The sequence below is a fragment of the Flagellimonas spongiicola genome, from assembly GCF_023502425.1.
GTDB lineage: Bacteria > Bacteroidota > Bacteroidia > Flavobacteriales > Flavobacteriaceae > Flagellimonas > Flagellimonas spongiicola.
Window position 1 is genome coordinate 425648 of the sequence record NZ_JAMFMA010000003.1, and the last position, 21508, is coordinate 447155.

General features: G+C 40.4%; 16 protein-coding genes and 2 riboswitches. Of the genes, 15 read left to right on the plus strand and 1 reads right to left on the minus strand.

The features are described 5' to 3' along the window. Positions 1-933, minus strand: coding sequence for an ion channel (locus tag M3P19_RS13450; RefSeq protein ID WP_249658209.1), 933 nt, complete (start codon positions 931-933; stop codon positions 1-3). Positions 934-1050: 117 nt separating this feature from the next. On the opposite strand from M3P19_RS13450, the gene M3P19_RS13455 reads away from it, so the two are divergent. The 15 genes from M3P19_RS13455 to metH all read left to right on the plus strand — a co-directional run bounded on the left by M3P19_RS13455 (position 1051) and on the right by metH (position 21499). Then, positions 1051-2979, plus strand: coding sequence for a CocE/NonD family hydrolase (locus M3P19_RS13455; protein ID WP_249658210.1), 1929 nt, complete (start codon positions 1051-1053; stop codon positions 2977-2979). An 85-nt stretch (positions 2980-3064) separates the two neighbouring features. After that, a riboswitch (SAM riboswitch) is annotated at positions 3065-3170 on the plus strand. A 122-nt stretch (positions 3171-3292) separates the two neighbouring features. Continuing rightward, positions 3293-4570 carry an O-acetylhomoserine aminocarboxypropyltransferase/cysteine synthase family protein gene (locus M3P19_RS13460; RefSeq protein ID WP_249658211.1) on the plus strand — a complete coding sequence of 426 codons (1278 nt, stop codon included), beginning with the start codon at positions 3293-3295 and terminating at the stop codon, positions 4568-4570. A gap of 34 nt (positions 4571-4604) precedes the next feature. Next, complete coding sequence (gene thrA, locus M3P19_RS13465; RefSeq protein ID WP_249658212.1) at positions 4605-7991, plus strand: bifunctional aspartate kinase/homoserine dehydrogenase I; 3387 nt, start codon at positions 4605-4607, stop codon at positions 7989-7991. A 5-nt stretch (positions 7992-7996) separates the two neighbouring features. After that, positions 7997-9163 carry a trans-sulfuration enzyme family protein gene (locus tag M3P19_RS13470; RefSeq protein WP_249658213.1) on the plus strand — a complete coding sequence of 389 codons (1167 nt, stop codon included), beginning with the start codon at positions 7997-7999 and terminating at the stop codon, positions 9161-9163. Positions 9164-9210: 47 nt separating this feature from the next. Continuing rightward, complete coding sequence (locus M3P19_RS13475; protein WP_249658214.1) at positions 9211-9621, plus strand: RrF2 family transcriptional regulator; 411 nt, start codon at positions 9211-9213, stop codon at positions 9619-9621. A gap of 182 nt (positions 9622-9803) precedes the next feature. Continuing rightward, on the plus strand, positions 9804-10067 hold the full coding sequence (locus tag M3P19_RS13480; protein WP_249658215.1) for a DUF2061 domain-containing protein: 264 nt from the start codon (positions 9804-9806) through the stop codon (positions 10065-10067). 12 nt (positions 10068-10079) lie between these two features. After that, positions 10080-10703 carry a phosphoadenosine phosphosulfate reductase domain-containing protein gene (locus tag M3P19_RS13485; protein ID WP_249658216.1) on the plus strand — a complete coding sequence of 208 codons (624 nt, stop codon included), beginning with the start codon at positions 10080-10082 and terminating at the stop codon, positions 10701-10703. A gap of 115 nt (positions 10704-10818) precedes the next feature. Continuing rightward, positions 10819-11706, plus strand: coding sequence for a sulfate adenylyltransferase subunit CysD (gene cysD, locus M3P19_RS13490; protein WP_249658471.1), 888 nt, complete (start codon positions 10819-10821; stop codon positions 11704-11706). Positions 11707-11727: 21 nt separating this feature from the next. After that, positions 11728-12975 (plus strand): sulfate adenylyltransferase subunit 1, encoded by a 1248-nt coding sequence (locus M3P19_RS13495; RefSeq protein WP_249658217.1) that lies wholly within the window; start codon positions 11728-11730, stop codon positions 12973-12975. An 83-nt stretch (positions 12976-13058) separates the two neighbouring features. Further along, positions 13059-15149: a nitrite/sulfite reductase gene (locus M3P19_RS13500; RefSeq protein WP_249658218.1), complete on the plus strand. Its 2091-nt coding sequence runs from the start codon at positions 13059-13061 to the stop codon at positions 15147-15149. Continuing rightward, the gene (gene cobA / locus M3P19_RS13505) at positions 15142-15918 is read left to right on the plus strand and encodes a uroporphyrinogen-III C-methyltransferase (RefSeq protein WP_249658219.1); all 777 of its coding nucleotides are present in this window, start codon (positions 15142-15144) and stop codon (positions 15916-15918) included. Before M3P19_RS13500 ends, cobA begins: the two co-directional genes overlap by 8 nt. 1 nt (position 15919) lies before the next feature. After that, positions 15920-16981: an NAD(P)/FAD-dependent oxidoreductase gene (locus M3P19_RS13510; RefSeq protein WP_249658220.1), complete on the plus strand. Its 1062-nt coding sequence runs from the start codon at positions 15920-15922 to the stop codon at positions 16979-16981. A gap of 142 nt (positions 16982-17123) precedes the next feature. Further along, a riboswitch (SAM riboswitch) is annotated at positions 17124-17226 on the plus strand. Between the two features lie 100 nt (positions 17227-17326). Then, positions 17327-18334 carry a homocysteine S-methyltransferase family protein gene (locus tag M3P19_RS13515; protein WP_249658221.1) on the plus strand — a complete coding sequence of 336 codons (1008 nt, stop codon included), beginning with the start codon at positions 17327-17329 and terminating at the stop codon, positions 18332-18334. Between the two features lie 3 nt (positions 18335-18337). Further along, a complete protein-coding gene (locus tag M3P19_RS13520) occupies positions 18338-18808 on the plus strand; it encodes a hypothetical protein (RefSeq protein WP_249658222.1) in 471 nt (156 codons plus the stop codon). Between the two features lie 12 nt (positions 18809-18820). Further along, on the plus strand, positions 18821-21499 hold the full coding sequence (metH, locus tag M3P19_RS13525) for a methionine synthase (RefSeq protein WP_249658223.1): 2679 nt from the start codon (positions 18821-18823) through the stop codon (positions 21497-21499). Positions 21500-21508 lie beyond the last annotated feature (9 nt).

The following is a 21508-nucleotide window of genomic DNA, read 5'->3' on the forward strand; positions in this document are numbered from 1 at the left end:
TCACGGATTCAATGTAGCTTTTTCGGTGGTATCGATTTTACCTACGTCAATAGTCAACCCGTCATTTTCGCGTTTAACGGTGTAAACGAACTTCTCTCCCCATTTGATTTCATCAGCTTTATATGAAGATCGTGAGTACACGGTCTGTGAAGATGATTCGTCAAATGCCTTTATGGCAATAATGAATTCTGCATCTTTTTTGGCCAAGTCACCTGGTGACATCTTGAAAAGTGGACTGCTTTCCGAAATAGGATGTACTATAGTCCACATATAAGGCATGAAGGCCACGTACTTTCGTTCCAAATCCAGGGCAAAAAAGTCACGCAATTCGGAGTTGTCTCTTTGCATTGCCAAATTGATTTGCACTTCCATCTCCAACAACTGATTATTTTGTGGATTGGTAACTCGGAACATGAAGCCATTGATCTGTTGATAGGGAGCAATAACCGCATGCTGGCTATAACGGATTTTGGAGGAAGGTCTTGAAAACCGGCCATAAAGTACACCGGTAGCAAGGGCAAAACCCAAAAGACCCAACATGGATTCTATTGCGGCAACTATGTTTGCAGGATACCCCATTGGTGCAACTCTTCCGTAACCTAAAGTGGTTATGGTCTGTGCGCTGAAGAAAAAGCCTTCCATGAATTCATCAAACCCGTTTGCAGCTTCAATACCCGTTAAGTTTTCTACACCGATTAAGGTATAAATGGATGCGAAAACAGTATTGATTACAAAATATCCCAGCAGAATGCATCCAAAAAAACGGGACCAGGACATGGTAATCAAGGAATGGAAGAAATTCAAGCGTTCAAAGAACGGAACATTGATTTTCTTCACGTTAAAGGTTCCATCCTTGTTCAATGCCCTATATCCGCCAACATCATTTTTAGTGCCTAAGCCTAGATCGTTGAACTTGCGTTTTTGCTTTGCCATTTTTAGGAATGGGTTGGTTTTTCGTTACAAACGAAGTTAACCGAAATCCGGACATAAAAAAAAGGGGACGTGCTAGCGATATTTTGTAGCTTTAGGCCTCAATCAAAATTCAAATTCATGCGAATCTCCTTCCGTTTGTCCGTCGTTATTTTAGTAATGATGGTCTTACAATCCTGCCAAGAAACTACAAAAACTAAAGTCAAGGACGAAAATTACGTTTCAGAAAACTATACTAAAAAGGAGGTTGACATTGAAATGCGGGATGGAGTGAAACTTCATACGACAATCTATTCGCCCAAGGATACATCCAAGGAATACCCCATTTTAATGCAACGTACCCCTTATAGTTCAAGACCATATGGCGAAGAGAATTTCCGCTCGCGAATAGGTCCGAATGAACATCTTATGAAGGAAGGGAATATCATTGTATATCAAGATGTAAGAGGTAGATGGCTTAGCGAAGGACATTATGAGAATATGCGCGCTTACATTCCAAATAAAACCAATAATGATCAAGTAGACGAGAGTTCGGACACCTATGACACCATAGATTGGCTGGTTAACAATGTAGAACATAACAACGGTAAAGTAGGCGTTTGGGGTATCTCATATCCAGGATTTTATGCCACGTATGCTACGGTTGATGCGCATCCTGCTTTAAAGGCGGCATCACCACAAGCATGTATTGGAGATTTCTTTTTTGATGATTTCCATCACAATGGAGCCTATTTGTTGAGTTATTTTAGAGCAACTTCTTTATTCGGTACCCCCAGACCAAACAATGATCAACCTATTGACACGGCTTGGTATGTTTTACCGGATATTCAGACTGAAGATCAATACCAATTCTTTCTGGATAATGGCCCATTGGAAAACCTAAACTCATTTTTTGAATATGAAACTGTTGACACCCCTACACTTAGACCGGATGGAGTTACTGACGATTACTTCTGGAATGAATTAAAGGAACATCCTAATTACGATGAACTTTGGCAACGTAGGGGTATTATCCAACATTTAAAGGATGTAAAATCACACGTTGCTACGATGATTGTCGGTGGTTGGTTTGATGCAGAAGATCTTTATGGGCCCTTGGAGACCTATAAAAACATTGAGGCTCACAATGAAGGAAATTATAATACCATGGTTTTCGGACCATGGGATCATGGAGGTTGGGCAAGAACCAAGGATAGGAATGTAGTAGGTAACTACTATTTTGGGGATTCAATTTCCTTGTTTTATCAAAAGAACATTGAAACCAAATTCTTCAACCACTTTTTAAAAGGCAGTGGCGATCATAATACTGGTTTACCCGAGGCTTATGTTTTTGATTCTGGGAAAAAGGCATGGAGTACATTGGATTCGTGGCCGCCTAAAAATGCTGAGAAAAAAACATTCTATCTAGCTGATGAGGAAAAATTAACGACAACCGAGGGTGCTCCATTGGCATTGAAATTTGTAAGCAATGTCAAAAAACCTGTGCCATACTCAGAAGATATCAAATCGGTATTTACCCCAAGAAAATATATGACGGACGATCAGCGCTTTGCGGCTCGAAGATCTGATGTTTTGGTCTTTGAAACCGAGGTGATGGAAAAGGATATGACTTTGGCAGGGGACATCATGGCCAAATTAAAAGTCGCAACCACTGGTACTGCTGCGGATTGGATTGTCAAAATTATAGACGTACATCCTTCAAACTCTGAAACAAATGAAGAAATGCAGGACCACCTAAAAATGGCGAACTATCATTTAATGGTGAGAAGTGAGGTATTACGTGGCCGTTTCAGGAATAGCTTTTCTAATCCAGAGCCTTTTGAGCCCAATAAAAAAACGGATGTGAACATTAAATTGCAAGATGTTTATCACACCATAAAAAAAGGACATAGACTGCAGGTTCAGGTACAAAGTACCTGGTTCCCACTTATTGATTTAAATCCGCAAACCTATGTGGATAATATCTTTAAAGCTCAAGAAAGTGACTTCAAAACCCAAACACATTCCGTTTTCACGGATTCAGAAATTGAATTTACCGTGTTGAATTAGGATTTACTTATTTTTTGCAGAAATGATTAGGATATTAAATTTTTCTGCCTTTATCTTTGTTGCCTAAGTTCAAACACGTATTGAATAGTTATCAAGAAAGGTGGAGGGAATAGACCCTATGAAGCCTTAGCAACCCTTGGCCCTGATCCAAGAAGGTGCTAAATTCTATCCTGTGAGGGAATAGATAACAACGATCGAATAGCTTCGATTTCTCTTTCTTATAACTTTTTGATTTTACCCGTTGATTTAAAATTGACCGGGGTTTGGCTTTTTAAATTGTTTTTGTTGACTAAAATTTAAAAAACTGGAAATCATGAGTGATCAAAAATTTGCAACCAACGCCCTTCATGCAGGGCACGATGTTACTGCCAATGGAGGAACAAGGGCAGTACCTATTTATCAAAGTACAGCATATGTATTCAATGATTCGGACCATGCAGCCAATCTGTTCTCTTTGGCTGAGTTCGGAAACATCTACACCCGAATCAATAATCCTACCAACGACATACTGGAACAACGACTTGCGGCTTTGGAGGGTGGAATTGCCTCTGTGGTATGTTCATCAGGTACAGGTGCTATCAATACAGCATTACTTGTATTGTTGAAAGCGGGAGATCATATAGTTGCTTCCAATAGCCTTTATGGTGGCACATATAACCTGTTTAGTGTAACCCTTCCAAGATTGGGAATCACCACCACATTTGTAGATCCATCAGATGCTTCAAATTTTGGAAAAGCTGTGCAGGAAAATACAAGGGCATTCTTTGTAGAATCTCTAGGAAATCCAAAATTGGATGTTCTTGATTTAAAAGCGATTTCCAAAGAAGCGCAAGCTGCTGAAGTGCCATTTATTGTGGACAATACGGTAGCTTCACCAGCCTTATTGAATCCTATTGAGCATGGCGCGAACATCGTTATCCATTCCTTGACCAAATACATCAATGGTAATGGAACTGCCTTAGGAGGTGCTATTATTGACGCAGGCACCTTTAATTGGGCCAACGGGAAGTTTCCGGAATTCACTGAACCTTCACCTGGCTATCATGGTTTGGTGTATCATGATGCATTGGGACCAGCAGCTTTTATTGCCAAGGTGCGAATTGAAGGCTTGCGCGACCATGGTGCTTGCCTAAGTCCTTTTAATGCTTTTCAAATCATCCAAGGGTTGGAAACACTCGAAGTTCGCATGAAAAAACACAGTGAAAATGCTTTGGCATTAGCTAAATGGTTGGAGGGCCGAGATGAAGTTACTTGGGTCAATTATCCAGGATTGGATTCCAGCAAATACAAGCAATTGTCAGATGAGTACCTTCCCAATGGCCAAAGTAGCATACTGACTTTTGGTGTAAACGGTGGCTTTGAATCTTCCAAAAAAATTGCCGATGAAACAAAGATATTCTCCCTCTTGGCCAATATTGGAGATACCAAATCTTTGATCATTCACCCTGCAAGCACAACCCATCAGCAGTTAGATGATGCCCAACAAGAATCAACCGGAGTGACAAAGGATTTAATTCGACTTTCCGTAGGCTTGGAAAATCTTGAAGATTTAAAAGCGGATTTGGAAAGTGCCTTTGCAACTTTAGATTAGCAAGACGGATAATAGGTTTTAATAGTTGAAAGGAATGCTCAGCAAACTGGAAATAAAGAAGTTTACAACCCTCAATGGCAAATCCCAAGATTTGGAACTGTCATATCAAATCTTTGGGCAAAAACTACATACGGCTCCTATTGTATTGGTCAATCATGCCCTTACTGGAAATTCAAATGTTACTGGTGAAAACGGATGGTGGTCCGAGATTATAGGGAAAGAGAAATGCATTGACACCGAAGTCTATACTATTCTAGCGTTCAATGTGCCAGGTAACGGCTATGATGGTTTTGTAGTGGACAATTACAAGGATTTTGTTGCGGGGGATGTAGCTCGTATTTTTTTGCAGGGGTTGGCGCAATTGAAAATTGAACGATTGTTTGCGATTATTGGTGGTTCTTTGGGTGGAGGTATAGCCTGGGAAATGGCGGCGCTTCATCCTAATTTGACCAGGCATTTGATTCCGGTTGCTTCAGATTGGAAATCGACCGATTGGTTGATCGCCAATTGCCAAATCCAAGAGCAGTTTTTGGTGAATTCCAAACAACCAGTCCATGATGCCCGAATGCATGCGATGTTATGTTACCGTACGCCAGAGTCGTTTAAGGAACGATTTAAACGTAGCACTAATGAAGAGCTCCAGGTTTTCAATGTGGAGAGTTGGCTGATGCACCATGGTAAGAAATTGCAAGAACGCTTTCAGTTATCCGCCTACAAGTTGATGAACCAATTGCTAAAAACCATTGATATCACTAGAAATGGCGATGAAGCATTTCAACAATTACAGGCAAGTGATACCAAGATCCACATCATTGGAGTTAATTCGGATTTATTTTTTACAGCTGAGGAAAACAAGGAAACCTTTCGCCACCTAGCACAAGCTAATGCCAATGTCACATATGGTGAAGTTCAATCCTTGCACGGACATGATGCTTTTTTGATAGAATTCCAGCAATTGGAGAACTTATTGAATCCAATTTTCCAAAAGCAATCCATACTTGAACGAATCAAGATTTTAAAATTCGGAGGTAAATCTTTGGCCAATGGAGAGGGCTTGGAAAATGTACTTTCTGTAATTGAAAAACGTGCCAACAACCAAGAACATTTTGCCGTGGTACTTTCCGCAAGAGGTAAGGCCACGGACGAGTTGGAAGAAATGCTGAATAAAGCAGCCCGAGGTGAACAATTCCAAGAAGACCTGAAGGCATTTGCAAGCTATCAAAAAGCCGTAGTGGACAATATTGATTTAGCAAGCGAATTCCAAACAATTGAAAAATTGCTCAAAGGGGTTTCGTTGACCGGGGATTATAGTCTAAAAACCCAGGATGAGTTATTGGCTTTTGGTGAATTGATATCTGCAAAGGTGGTAACTGCCTTGTTGCAAAAAAGAAATGTGCCTGCACGCTTCGTAGATTCTCGTACTTTGCTCAAAACCGATGATGCGTTTAACAATGCTGAAGTAGACGAATCTGTTTCAAAAGAAAATGTAATTCGTTGTTTTCGGGAACTGGAACTAGGGGAAATAGTAGTTACAACCGGTTTTATCGCGTCAACGGAAAATGGTGAAACTACTACCTTGGGTCGGAATGGAAGTAACTATTCCGCTGCTCTTTTGGCCAATTATCTAGATGCCCAAGTGCTGGTCAATTATACCCATGTTGATGGAATTTATACAGCCAATCCAGATTTGGTGTCAGATGCCAAACTCATTGATTCCATTTCTTATGAGGAGGCTAATGAATTGGCGAACTTTGGTGCCAACATTCTTCATGCAAAGACGATTATCCCATTAATAGAAAAGAATATTCCGCTGCGAATTAAAAACACATTTAATGATCAAAGTAAGGGTACATTAATAGGTCCAAAAACTGGTAATGGAGGCATTAAGTCATTATCTGTTTTGGAAAACGTGTCTCTAGTGAATCTGTCTGGACGTGGATTACTGGGAAAAGTGGGAATCGATGCCCGGATATTTAGGGTTTTGGGGCAGAACAACATCAGTGTGGGTATAATCTCGCAAGGATCTTCTGAGCGAGGTATAGGCTTGGTGGTGGATTCCAAACAGGCCCAAAAAGCAAAAAAAGTACTGGATGTTGAGTTTGAAACCGATTATTCAGCCCAAGATGTGAATCAGATTACAGTTGAGAAGGATGTTTCGGTGATATCCATTGTTGGAATGGATTTAAGTACATTCCATAAACCCTTCAATGCCTTGGTAAAAAACCATATAGTGCCCTTGCTGTTCAACAATACCGTAACCGGGAAAAACGTCAGTTTGGTAGTTCGTAAATCGGATTTGAATAAAGCCATCAATGTGGTTCATGGTCAGATCTTTGGTATCGCCAAAAAAGTGAATCTGGCAATTTTCGGTCATGGAAATGTGGGAGGGACCTTAATTGACCAAATTTTGGAATCAAAGGAAAGTATTGAACAAAGAAAAGGGATAGATCTTAGGGTTTTTGCTGTTACCAATTCTAAGCAGGCATTACTAAATAAAAAAGGTGTAGCGCATACCTGGGAATCGGATTTGGAGAAGAAAGGACAAGATTATGGAATTCTGGATATCGTTCAATATGCGAAGGACCATCATTTGGAAAATTTGATAGCTGTTGATAATACTGCCAGCGAAACCTTTGTCACTGATTATGGTTTACTGATTGAAAACGGGTTTGATTTAGTGTCTTCAAATAAAATTGCGAATACATTGCAGTTCGATTTTTACAATGCCATACGTTCTGATTTGGAAAAACATCAAAAACAATATTTGTACGAAACCAATGTAGGAGCTGGTCTTCCATTGATTGATACCATAAAGTTATTGCATTTATCTGGCGAGAACATAACACGAATAAAGGGAGTCTTTTCAGGTTCATTGAGCTATATTTTCAACACCTATTCGGAATCTGAGGCCAGTTTTTCAGAAATTGTTGAAGATGCCATGAAACAGGGATTTACAGAGCCTGATCCCAGAGAAGACCTTTCAGGAAATGATGTAGGACGAAAGTTGCTCATTTTAGCCAGGGAATTGGATCTTAAAAATGAATTTACCGATATCGACATTGAGAACCTGATACCGGAAGAATTACGTGAATCCAGTTTTGAGGATTTCCAGTCTAAGATACAAGTAATGGACGCTGTTTTCAATGCTATTAAAGCAAAACAGCAAGAAGGGCATGTGCTTCGTTATGTAGGCGACTTACATGGTGATTTGCAACAGGACAAAGGACAATTGGAAGTGAAGTTGATATCGGTTCCAAAGGAAAGTGCGTTGGGTCAGGTTAGCGGTTCTGATTCCATAATTGAGATTTATACTGAATCATACGGTGAAAACCCACTGGTTATACAGGGAGCTGGTGCCGGTGCGGCAGTGACGGCCCGGGGAGTTTTTGGCGATATATTACGAATAGCAGAAAAAATGTAATTGGCATGAGCAGAAAATTTGAAACAGAAGCCATACGTACGCAAACGGAACGAACGCAATTTTTGGAACATTCTACACCTATGTATCTTACCTCGAGCTTTGTATTTGAGGATGCCGAAGATATGAGGGCTTCCTTTGCTGAAGAAAAGGATAGGAATATCTATTCTAGATACTCAAATCCCAATTCCAATGAGTTTATAGCGAAAGTTTGTAAAATGGAAGGAGCTGAGGCTGGCTTCGCATTTGCTTCAGGCATGGCTGCCGTTTATTCCACATTTGCAGCATTACTGGAAAGTGGTGACCACATCATTTCGTCAAAAAGTGTTTTTGGTTCTACACATTCATTGTTTACCCAATTTTTCCCAAAATGGAATATTGCAACGGATTATTTTGATGTAGATGAATTGGATGGTATTGAAGCTTTGATCCAACCAAATACCAAAATTCTGTATGCGGAATCCCCTACCAATCCAGGTGTAGATGTTTTAGATTTGGAAGCTCTAGGGGCTATTGCCAAAAAATACAATCTGATTTTTATTATTGACAATTGTTTTGCATCACCCTATTTACAACAGCCTATAAAGTTTGGCGCTAATTTGGTTATTCATTCCGGTACCAAATTAATGGATGGTCAAGGTAGGGTATTGGCAGGAATAACAGTTGGTGATGGGGCCCTTGTGGACAAAATTTACAGGTTTGCCAGAATCACTGGCCCTGCACTTTCGCCTTTCAACGCGTGGGTGCTTTCCAAGAGTTTGGAAACCTTGGCGTTGCGAGTGGACAGGCATTGTGAAAATGCCCTACAATTGGCAACATTTTTGGAAAGTCACCCAAAAGTTTCATGGGTGAAATATCCATTTTTGAAGTCACATCCAAATTATGAGGTTGCCAAAAGGCAAATGAAAGCCGGTGGTTGTGTAGTTGCATTTGAAGTAAATGGTGGTTTAGAGGCAGGTAGAAATTTCTTTGATGCAATACAGTTGTTATCACTTTCAGCAAATCTTGGGGATTCCCGTAGCATAGTAACCCATCCTGCTTCAACAACACATAGTAAACTCTCCTCAGAGGAACGTTTGGCAGTTGGAATAACAGATGGAACGGTAAGGGTTTCTGTGGGGCTGGAGCATATTGATGATATTATTGCAGATATTCAACAAGCTTTGGAGCGATAAAGGTGTCATCAACCTAATCAACACGAATTTTTGGCTATATTCGTGAGATGCTCTCCAAGAAGACAAAATACGGCTTAAAAGCACTTACTTATCTAGCTTCAATTGACTCAAAGGAGCCGGTGCAAATTGCTGAAATCGCAAAGCACGAGAATATATCCCAAAAATTTTTGGAGAGTATATTACTTACACTCCGTAGAAATGGATTCTTGGGCTCTAAGAAAGGTAAGGGTGGAGGCTATTACCTGATTAAAGAACCAGAGGAAATTGTGATGACCGCGGTAATACGTGTATTGGAAGGTCCAATTGCAATGGTGCCGTGCGTTAGCCTAAATTTCTACGAAAAATGCGATGACTGTCCAGACGAGAACAAATGTTCAGTGCACAAATTAATGCTGCAAGTTCGGGATGGGGCCTTGGAAGTGTACCGGAACAATACATTGGCTGACTTGATCGCCTAATACACAAAACTTCAGATCCATCTATTCTAGGGTGGGAATTTCTTAAATTTTCAAAGCTATTTTGTTAAAATCTATAAAAACGATAGGGTAAAGGTAATTTTGTGTTCAAATTAACGATTGGTTCAAAAAATATAACCTACTTTTGAATTTCCTATTAAGTTAGTAGGGTATTAAAATAGCAAATGATAGCAGACCAATTAATTCTAGATAACGGAGGAAAGAGAGATACCTATACCAAGGATAAAAACTCCGAAAGTCCAAAGCGAAGTATCGTAAAATCCATAAGTTGGAGAATTGTTGGTACGTTGGACACCATCATAATCTCTTGGATCATTACAGGGACCCTTTCATTGGCGTTTTCCATCGGTTTGGTGGAATTGGTCACCAAGATGGTCCTTTATTTTTTCCACGAGCGCATTTGGAATAAGATTTCTTGGGGTAGATAAAGTTATAATCGTATGGCATTTACAGTTGCAGACATTGAGAATTTAAACAAGCAGTTTAGGGGAATTCCGCCACAGGAGATTATTTCGTGGGCCATTAGCAATGGAACCAATCCTGTAGTAACCACCAATTTCAGACCTTATGAGGTTGCTATATTACATGCGGTGACCGATGTTGACGCCGATATTCCTGTAATATGGTGCGATACTGGATATAATACCCCAAACACCTACAAACATGCAGAAGAACTAATTTCCCGATTGGGCTTGAACGTTCAATTGTATGTGCCTAAGCAAACCTCTTCACATCGTGATGCTGTAATGGGAATACCAAACATTGAAGACCCGTTGCATGCTGTTTTTACAGAGCAGGTGAAACTAGAACCCTTTCGAAGGGCAATGGAGGAGCATAAACCAGATGTTTGGTTTACAAATTTGAGAAAAGGACAAACCGCTCACCGCGATTCTTTGGATGTGCTGAGCTTAAGCAATGATGGAGTACTAAAAGTCAGTCCTTTTTATTATTGGGATGATACGCAATTGGATGCCTATTTAAAATCGTACGATCTACCAAACGAACATAAATATTTTGATCCGACCAAAGTGTTGGAGAATCGTGAATGTGGATTACATACTTAAACTAAAGAATACAACCTTATTTTCCGATTATCGGAAATCTAAATAAAACAAAGACTTGAATACATTAACAGAAGAAATAGTAAAACCTGAAGTGTTGGAACTACCGGAAAGACCTATTGCAAATGCCTTAGAGCATGAAGCCATTTATATTTTTCGCGAGGTTGCGGCCCAGTTTGAAAAGCCTGTACTCCTATTTTCTGGAGGGAAAGACTCCATTACCTTGGTTCGATTGGCGCAGAAAGCGTTTTGGCCCGCAAAGATTCCATTTCCATTAATGCACATTGATACGGGGCATAATTTCCCAGAGACCATTGAATTTAGGGATAAGTTGGTAGATGAGTTGGGCGTGGAATTGATAGTACGCAAAGTTCAGGATTCCATTGATCAAGGCAAAGTAGTTGAGGAGACCGGGAAATATGCAAGTAGAAACATGCTTCAAACCACTACACTTTTGGATGCCATTGAGGAGTTCAAATTTGATGCCTGTATTGGTGGTGCCAGACGTGACGAAGAAAAAGCACGTGCCAAGGAGCGCATCTTTTCTGTACGTGATGATTTTGGACAATGGGATGAAAAGAACCAAAGACCGGAATTGTTCGATATGTTGAACGGTCAGATAGAATTAGGTCAAAATGTCCGTGTCTTCCCAATAAGTAATTGGACAGAGCTTGACGTTTGGAGCTACATTGAAAAAGAAAATATAGAAATACCATCCATCTATTTTGCGCATAAGCGAAATGTTTTTTTAAGAGATGGATTGATTTGGTCTGCAGAAGACGCCGTTGTATTTAGAGCAGCAGATGAAACAGTTGAAGAACGTATGGTTCGCTTCCGTACCGTTGGCGATATGAGTTGTACCGCTGCTGTTGAATCCCATGCTGATACTATCGAAAAAGTAGTAGTGGAAATACGGGAATCAAAAATCTCGGAACGAGGAGCACGAATCGATGATAAACGTTCTGAGGCGGCAATGGAAAAGCGCAAACAACAAGGTTATTTCTAAATCGAACTAAAGAAAAAGACATTGAAAGTACTTAAGATAGCAACAGCAGGAAGTGTAGACGATGGTAAAAGTACCTTAATTGGGAGGCTGCTTTATGATACCAAATCATTGACTGACGATAAATTGGAAGCCATCGAAAAAACCAGTAAGCAAAAAGGATATGATTATCTGGATTTTTCACTGGCAACAGATGGTCTAGTGGCAGAAAGAGAACAGGGAATTACGATTGATGTAGCCCACATTTACTTTTCTACTGCTTCCAAGAGTTACATTATAGCAGATACTCCTGGCCACGTGGAGTACACGAGAAATATGGTTACTGGGGCATCCACGTCCCAAGCTGCCATTATTTTGATTGATGCCAGAAAAGGGGTGATCGAACAGACCAATAGGCATTTTTTCATCAACAATCTACTTCGTATTAAAGATGTGATTGTGGCGATCAATAAAATGGACTTGGTCGATTATTCTGAGGAAGTATTCAATACGATAAAGTCAGATTTTGAAAAATTGATGGCCAAACGTGATTATCAAGGTCAAAAAATCACATTTATTCCTGTAAGTGCCTTAAAGGGAGATAATGTGGTAAATAGTTCTGAGCGCACACCTTGGTATAATGGACAAACGTTGTTGGAGCACTTAGAAGAATTGGATTTGGAAGACATCTACAACACGGGTACTCCAAGGTTCCCAGTTCAATATGTTGTGCGCCCAAAAACAGAAGAATTTCATGATTTCCGTGGATTTACTGGTAAAGTGTACGGCGGGGAATTGAGTGTTGGTGATGAAATTGTGGTATTACCATCCATGACAAGATCCAAGATCAAGAATATTTTCTTTTATGATCAGGAATACCAGACAGCACCAAGACGCTCATCCGTTACCATTACCTTAGAAGATGAGGTAAATGTGAGTAGGGGTGATATGTTAGTGAAAGTTGGAGATTTACCTACTATTGACAAGCAATTGACGGCAACAGTATCGTGGATGGATTCTGATAGTCTTGTTACCGGGGGCAAGTATGTGGTTCAACACGGAATCAATAAGGTATTGGCCAAAGTTGATGCTATAGAGCATAAAATCAATCCGGATTATAGCGGAATTGAAGAAAACGCAAACACTTTACAAATGAATGACATTGCTAAAGTGCGTTTGAAATTCAACAAGCCGATTTTTTATGACCGTTTTAAAGATCATAGAACCAATGGCTCGTTTATCATAATAGATACTAGAACTAATCATACGGCAGGAGTAGGGTTTATAGAGTAGACTATCCACTATAAACGTTATTCTTGACGATGTAAGGAAAAATTTTAATTATATCCTATTAATTAGATAGGAAAACTAGGAATATGAGAAGCTTTAGAACAGAAATAGAAAATCCACTTGTAGAAAAGGATATTATTGAATTGGATAGAAAAATCCGAGAATTCAATGGGGGAAATATTGATGAGGAAAAGTTCCGAAGTCTTCGCTTGGCCCGAGGGGTCTATGGTCAGCGCCAACAAGGTGTGCAAATGATTCGGATTAAACTACCTTATGGAAAAGTCACCTCCAAACAGTTGCTCCGAATCGCTGATGTTTCTGATGAATATTCACGAGGTAGATTGCATATTACCACCAGACAGGATATACAAATCCATTATGTAGATCTTAACAGGACCCCAGAACTTTGGGCCGAATTGGAACGGGATGATGTTACGCTTCGTGAAGCTTGTGGAAATACCGTGAGAAATGTTACGGCTAGTGAAACAGCGGGTATTGATATAAACGAACCTTTTGATGTTTCACCTTATGCCCATGCCGTTTTCCAATATTTCCTAAGAAATCCTATTGGGCAAGAAATGGGAAGGAAGTTCAAGGTGTCTTTTTCTGCGAGTGATGCCGATACAGGATTGTCCTACATGCATGATTTGGGATTCATCGCTAAGGTAAAAAACGGGGAACGAGGATTTAAAGTCATGTTGGCTGGAGGATTAGGTTCACAACCTCGTCATGCCGATGAACTCTATAGTTTTTTGCCTGCGGATAAGATCATTCCATTGATGGAAGGTGTCATACGAATATTTGATCGTCATGGTGAACGGAAAAGTAGGGCAAAAGCGCGATTGAAGTTTCTCTTAAAGGATATTGGATTGGACGGTTTCAAGATACTATTGGAACAAGAGCAATTGGCAATTCCGCACCAAACCTACCCCATAGATTATGAAAGTTACCCATCTACTTCGGTAGCTGAAGTTGAGACACCGAATGTCGTAATACCTAACCAAGCTGCATTTGAAAAATGGAAATCCACCAATTTGGTTCCGCAAAAGCAAAAAGGGTACGTTGCAATTGGTATCAAAGTGCTTTTGGGTGATTTCTATACGGATAAGGCTAGAAAACTGGCTCGATTGGTGCAAAACTATGCTGCTGGTGAAATCAGATTATCCTTAAGACAGAACATCCTAATCCCTTATGTCAAAGAGGAACTAATACCTTTTTTCTATCAAGAATTGGAAAAATTGGACTTTGTTGAAGCTGGGTATAATAAAGCATTGGATATCACCGCATGTCCCGGAACGGATACCTGTAATCTTGGTATCGCAAGTAGTACAGGAATAGCTGAGGAATTGGAACGGTTAATCAAGGCTGAATATCCAGAGTATATTGATAATCCGGATGTGGTAATTAAAATTAGTGGCTGTATGAATGCATGTGGTCAGCACACAATGGCCAACATCGGTTTTCAAGGTATGTCCGTTAGAACAAAGGATAAATTAGTTGCTCCGGCGCTCCAGGTATTGCTAGGCGGTGGAAATTTTGGGAACGGCAACGCCCGCTTTGCAGATAAGGTTATCAAGATTCCTAGTAAAAGAGGCCCACAGGCATTGCGATTGATTTTGGATGATTTCAACGCCAATGGAAATGGAGCAAGTTTTGCTGATTATTATTGGGAAAAAGGAGAACCCTATTTCTATGATTTTCTAAAACCATTGGCAGACGTTGACAATCTTGTTCTTGATGATTTTATTGATTGGGGAAACGAAGAGAAGTATAAAAAGGAAATCGGAATAGGAGAATGCGCAGGTGTAATAGTGGATTTGGTGGCTACCCTTTTCTTTGAGAGTCAGGAGAAAATTGATAGTGCAAGGGAAGCATTGTTGGAAGAACGATGGGCAGCGAGTGTTTATTACTCCTATCAATCTATCGTGAATTCGGCAAAAGCACTTCTTACTTCCGGAAAAGTAAAAGTCAATACCCATGCAGGTATCATCCGTGATTTTGATACGCATTATGTCGCTACAAGAAAAATACCATTTACTGGCGGTTTTGAAGCTTTGGCATTGCAATTGAACAAACAAAAGCCTTCTAAGGAATTTGCTCAAAATTTTCTATCCGACGCCATGTTGGTATTGGATCGTTTGGAAGCTTTTAGAAAAATGGAGTTGAGTCATGCATAAGGGAAAACTAACTGTTGTTGGGGCTGGTCCAGGCGATGTGGATTTGATTACCCTTAAAGGGATTAAGGCATTGCAGAGCGCGGCTGTGGTTTTGTATGATGCCTTAGTAGATACCGCCTTATTGGAGTATGCTCCAAAAGCAGAAAAGATTTTTGTGGGCAAACGCAAGGGTTGTTATGCCTACCAACAGGTTCAAATCAATGAGTTGATTGTCCAAAGAGCAAAATTGAAAGGCCATGTGGTAAGACTTAAAGGAGGTGATCCCTTTGTCTTTGGAAGAGGTGCAGAGGAAATGGAATATGCCGCTGAATTTGGTTTGGATGTAGCAGTAGTTCCTGGAATCTCTTCTTCTGTTTCAGTACCTGCTGCACAAAACATTCCAGTTACAAAAAGAGGAGCTGCCGAAAGTTTTTGGGTAATAACAGGCACAACAAAATCGCATGAGCTTTCCCAAGATGTTGCCTTGGCAGCAAAATCCAATGCTACAGTGGTCATTCTAATGGGGATGTCCAAATTGCATGAAATCATGGAATTATTCAAAAAAGAAGGAAAACAAAATATCCCTGTTGCCATCATTCAAAATGGCACCACGGTAAATGAAAAAATAGGAATTGGAACTGTTGCTTCCATTGAGTACAAGGCAAAGGAGCAGCAGTTATCCAATCCTGCAATAATCGTGATTGGAGCGGTTGTAAATCACAGGCACAACCTAATCCAATTGCAAAATGAGTTCAGTAAAAAGGAAATTGAGTTAGCAGAATTACAATAAGATGATAAAAACGGATATACTTATAATCGGTGCGGGTCCTACGGGCTTGTTCACTGTATTTGAAGCAGGACTTTTAAAATTGAAGACCCATTTGATTGACGCCTTACCAGAACCTGGTGGCCAATGTTCAGAGATTTACCCTAAAAAACCGATTTATGATATTCCCGCCTACCCAGAAATATTGGCAGGGGACTTGGTGGATCGCCTGATGGAACAAATAAAACCGTTTGAACCGGGATTTACTTTGGGTGAACGTGCAGAAACCCTAGAGAAACAAGATGATGGCTCCTTTATTGTTACCACGAACAAAGGAACCAAACATCATGCTCCCGTGGTGGTAATTGCGGGTGGGCTTGGTTCTTTTGAGCCAAGAAAACCGTTGATTTCCAACATTGCGGACTATGAAGATAATGGCGTGGTCTATATGATCAAGGACCCAGAGGTTTATCGCGATAAAAAAGTTGTGATTGCAGGAGGTGGTGATTCTGCATTAGATTGGGCGATTTATTTAGCTGATGTAGCTTCAGAAGTAGCATTGGTGCATCGTCGCAACGAATTCAGAGGTGCACTGGATTCTGTTGAAAAAGCATCTGAATTGGCTAAAATCGGAAAAATTCAACTCTATACGGAAGCTGAGGTAAAGGAAATCCATGGCGAAGATCAACTTAAAGCCGTTGTAATCAAGCACAATGACGAAGCCAAAGGGCAGACCTATTTGGAAACGGATTACTTTATCCCATTGTTCGGGCTATCCCCAAAATTAGGTCCAATTGGCAATTGGGGCTTGGAAATTGAGAAAAATGCCATCAAAGTCAATAATGCTAAAGATTACCAAACCAACATTCCAGGTGTATTTGCCATTGGAGACGTTAATACCTATCCTGGAAAACTAAAATTGATCCTTTCCGGTTTTCACGAAGCTGCTGTAATGTGTCAATACGCATATCAAATCATCAATCCGGATAAAAGGTTTGTCATGAAGTATACCACAGTAGGGGGTGTACAAGGATTTGATGGCTCTAAAAAGGAAGCAAAAAAAGAAGTTGTACAAAGTATTGTATAATAGCAATTAGCACTAATTTTGAGTCAGCAAGCACCTTTTTGGTTTCAATACTTTAAGGGTGTTTGCAAACAAAAAACAGAAATCTGTTGTTTTTAAGGACAAAACACTTTTATTTTGTCCCCAGTTCATAAAAAGACTGAATTTGTTATCAAGAAAGGTGGAGGGAATAGACCCGATGAAACCTTAGCAACCCTCGACTTCGAGAAGGTGCTAAATTCTACCCAACCAAATGGGAAGGATAACCAAGCATTACGGGACTCCGTATCTTTTTCACAATTCTTGATATCATTTATTTAACAGCCTTCCTGAGTAGATTGGACTTAGGAATAAATGTATTGATAGGATATGTCAAAAATTGAGAAATTACTGGAGGAACACATACTGGTTCTAGATGGCGCCATGGGAACCATGTTGCAGCGTTATGCATTCAAGGAAGAAGATTTTAGAGGTGATAGATTCAAGGATTGGAAGCATCCTTTAATGGGTAATAATGATTTGTTATCCTTGACTCAGCCAGATGCTATTGCAGAAGTACATAGAAAGTACTTTGAAGCAGGAGCTGATATCGTTGAAACGAATACCTTTTCCGGGACAACCATAGCCATGGCAGACTACCACATGGAGGAATTGGTCTACGAGCTCAACTACCAATCTGCAAAAATTGCCAAGGAAGTGGCACAAGAGTTTACCGAAAAAGACCCCACTAAACCGAGGTTTGTTGCTGGCAGTATTGGTCCAACCAATAAAACCGCTAGTATGTCGCCTGATGTAAACGATCCAGGTTTTAGGGCAATATCTTTTGATGAGCTACGAATAGCGTACAAAGAGCAAGTGGAAGCCTTGTTGGATGGAGGTGCGGATATTTTGTTGGTTGAAACCATTTTTGATACACTTAATGCTAAAGCTGCCCTTTTTGCCATTGAGGAAGTGAAGGAAGAGCGTAATATCCATGTTCCGGTAATGGTTAGTGGTACGATAACGGATGCCTCAGGCAGGACATTGTCAGGTCAAACAGCAGAAGCTTTTTTAATTTCTATTTCGCATTTGCCAATTCTTACTGTTGGTTTCAATTGTGCTTTGGGTGCAAGTCAGTTGGTTCCCCATTTGGAAGTACTTTCAGCCAAAACAGAGTTTGGAGTATCAGCACATCCAAATGCTGGATTACCCAATGCATTTGGAGCTTATGATGAAACACCAGAACAAATGGCCGCGCAAATTAAAGAATACTTGGAAAAAGGATTGGTTAACATTGTTGGGGGCTGCTGTGGTACTACACCTGAGCATATAAAAGCTATTGCTGATTTGGCGGCGCAGTTTCAACCAAGAAAGTTAGAACAAGAGACAGTTTCGTAAGCGATGAAAATTACTTTAAAGCATAGCCTTCCAATACTAGTTTTTATCCTGTTTGCCCAAGGCTGCAAAAAGAAGGAAAACCCCATTAGTGTCGCCAACAACAAACTTAGTTTAGTAGGCATTGCTGGAACATGGAAACTGGTTTATGGGGAAATAAGGGAAAATGATAGTATTGAACTAAAGGATCTATCCCAAGCAGATTTTATCAAAATCCTGAATAATGACCATTTCGCATTTATCAATCAACCAAAGAATGGGGATGAGGGTTTTTATGCAGGTGCAGGAACCTACGAATTGGATGGGAATGCTTATACCGAAATTCTTGAATATATCGATTATGAGGAAATAAGAGGACATCGGTTTCCTTTCCAAATAGAAATCAAAGGTGATACCCTGATTCAATCCGGAGTTGAAGATGTCCCGGAAGCAGGAATCAAAAGATATATCGTTGAAAAATACCTCAGAATTGAATAACCTTCCATAGAAATGCTAAATAAACCATCACGATATCTAAAACTTTCCGGTCTTGAACCCTTGATAATTACCCCTGATAGTAATTTTATCAACGTGGGTGAAAGAACCAATGTGGCAGGTTCAAAGAAATTTCTACGATTGATAAAAGAGCGCAAGTTGGAAGAAGCCCTGGATGTAGCACGACATCAAGTAGAAGGAGGTGCCCAGATTATTGATATCAACATGGATGACGGACTTATCGATGGTAAGGAAGCCATGGTCAATTTTTTAAACCTTATAGCTTCCGAACCTGACATTGCACGGGTTCCCATCATGATTGATAGTTCCAAATGGGAAATCATCGAGGCCGGTCTTCAGGTGGTACAAGGTAAGTGCGTGGTCAATTCAATCAGTTTAAAAGAAGGAGAAGCAGAATTCATCCGGCAGGCTACACTAATCAAAAGATACGGTGCGGCTGTTATTGTGATGGCATTTGATGAAGTTGGACAAGCAGATACCTACGAAAGGCGGGTAGAAATAGCTCAACGTTCCTACGATGTTCTTGTAAACCAGGTGAACTTTCCGCCTGAAGACATCATTTTTGACCTGAATATTTTTCCGGTGGCAACGGGTATGGACGAGCATCGAAAAAATGCGTTGGATTTTATAGAAGGTACACGATGGGTTCGTAACAACCTACCGTATTGCAGCGTGAGTGGGGGTGTGAGCAATGTGTCATTTTCATTTAGAGGGAACAATCCTGTGCGTGAGGCCATGCATTCTGTCTTTTTATACCATGCCATCGAAGCAGGTATGAATATGGGTATCGTAAATCCTGCACTTTTAGAAGTTTATGATGATATCCCTGCAGATTTACTGGAGCATGTAGAAGATGTGATTCTAAATCGGAGAGACGATGCTACTGAACGACTCTTGGAATTTGCTGAAACCGTGGTGGGTAAAGCCAAGGAATCCAAAGTGGACTTGTCTTGGCGTAAGGAACCGCTTCAAAATCGGATTACAAGGGCCTTGGTCAAGGGTATTGATCAATACATTGTGGAGGATGTAGAAGAAGCGCGCTTGCTGGCTTCTCGTCCCTTAGAGGTCATCGAAGGGAATTTGATGAAGGGCATGAATGTCGTTGGTGATCTATTTGGAAGCGGCAAAATGTTCTTACCGCAGGTAGTGAAATCTGCCCGTGTAATGAAAAAGGCAGTTGCACACCTAACACCATTTATTGAAGCCTCGAAGGATAAAAATACCGCTGCAGCAGGAAAAATTCTTATGGCCACAGTTAAAGGAGATGTGCATGATATTGGTAAAAACATTGTGAGTGTGGTGTTGGCCTGCAACAATTATGAGATTGTGGATTTAGGGGTTATGGTACCGCCAGAAGTCATTATCCAAAAAGCCAAGGATGAACAAGTGGATGTTATTGGATTAAGCGGTTTGATTACCCCATCTCTAGATGAAATGGTCTTTCTAGCGAAAGAAATGGAACGACAAAGTTTTTCGGTTCCACTTTTAATAGGCGGTGCTACAACGAGTAAAGCGCATACCGCTGTAAAAATTGATCCTGTTTACAGTCAATCCGTAGTACATGTCAATGATGCTTCAAGGGCTGTAACCGTTGTTGGGGATTTGCTAAAAAAGGAGACCTCGGATGGCTATAAAAAAGCGATCAAATTAGATTACGAAAGTTTTCGGGACAAGTTTTTGAATCGAAGCAAGCAAAAGGAATATCTATCCATTGATGATGCTAGAAAGAACAAGCTTAAAATTGATTGGAAACCAGAGGATATCGTAAAACCCAATCAAATGGGAATTCAAGTTTTGGAAGATTTTGACCTAAAGAAACTTCAGGATTACATTGATTGGAGTCCATTTTTCAGAAGCTGGGACTTACACGGTAAATATCCTAATATCTTGACCGATGAAATAGTTGGGAAACAAGCCACCGAATTGTTTGAGGATGCCAAGACCATGCTTGATGAGATTTTGGATCAGAAATTATTGAAGGCCAAGGCGGTGTTTGGAATATTTCCGGCAAACCAAATTGAAGATGATGATATTAAGCTTGAACTGGAAGGTACACAACCATTTATATTTAGAACATTACGGCAACAACTGAAGAAAAGGGCAGGAGTGCCCAATATTGCATTGGCCGACTTCATTGCTCCAAAATCTTCCGGAATCCAAGATTATGTAGGGTGTTTTTGTGTTACCACGGGGTTTGGAACCCAAGAATTGGCCAGCTCCTATGAAAAAAACTTGGATGACTATGGTTCCATTATGGTGAAGGCATTGGCTGACCGACTTGCGGAAGCTTTTGCAGAATACCTGCACAAAGAGGTGCGAACCAAGTATTGGGGATACACCTCTACAGAGTCCTTGTCCAACACCGAACTTATTGATGAAAAATACCAAGGAATACGTCCTGCACCGGGTTATCCAGCTTGTCCTGATCATCTGGAAAAATTAACCATCTGGGAATTGCTTCAAGTTAAAGAACGTATAGGAGTGGAATTAACCGATAGCTTGGCAATGTGGCCAGCTGCCAGCGTTAGTGGCTATTATTTTGCACATCCAGAAGCCAAGTACTTTGGATTGGGTAAAATTCAAAAAGACCAAGTTGAGGATTTTGCAAAGCGCAAGGATATCGCAATTTCGGAAGCAGAAAAATGGCTAGCGCCAAATATTGTTGAAAATTGACCTTAAAAC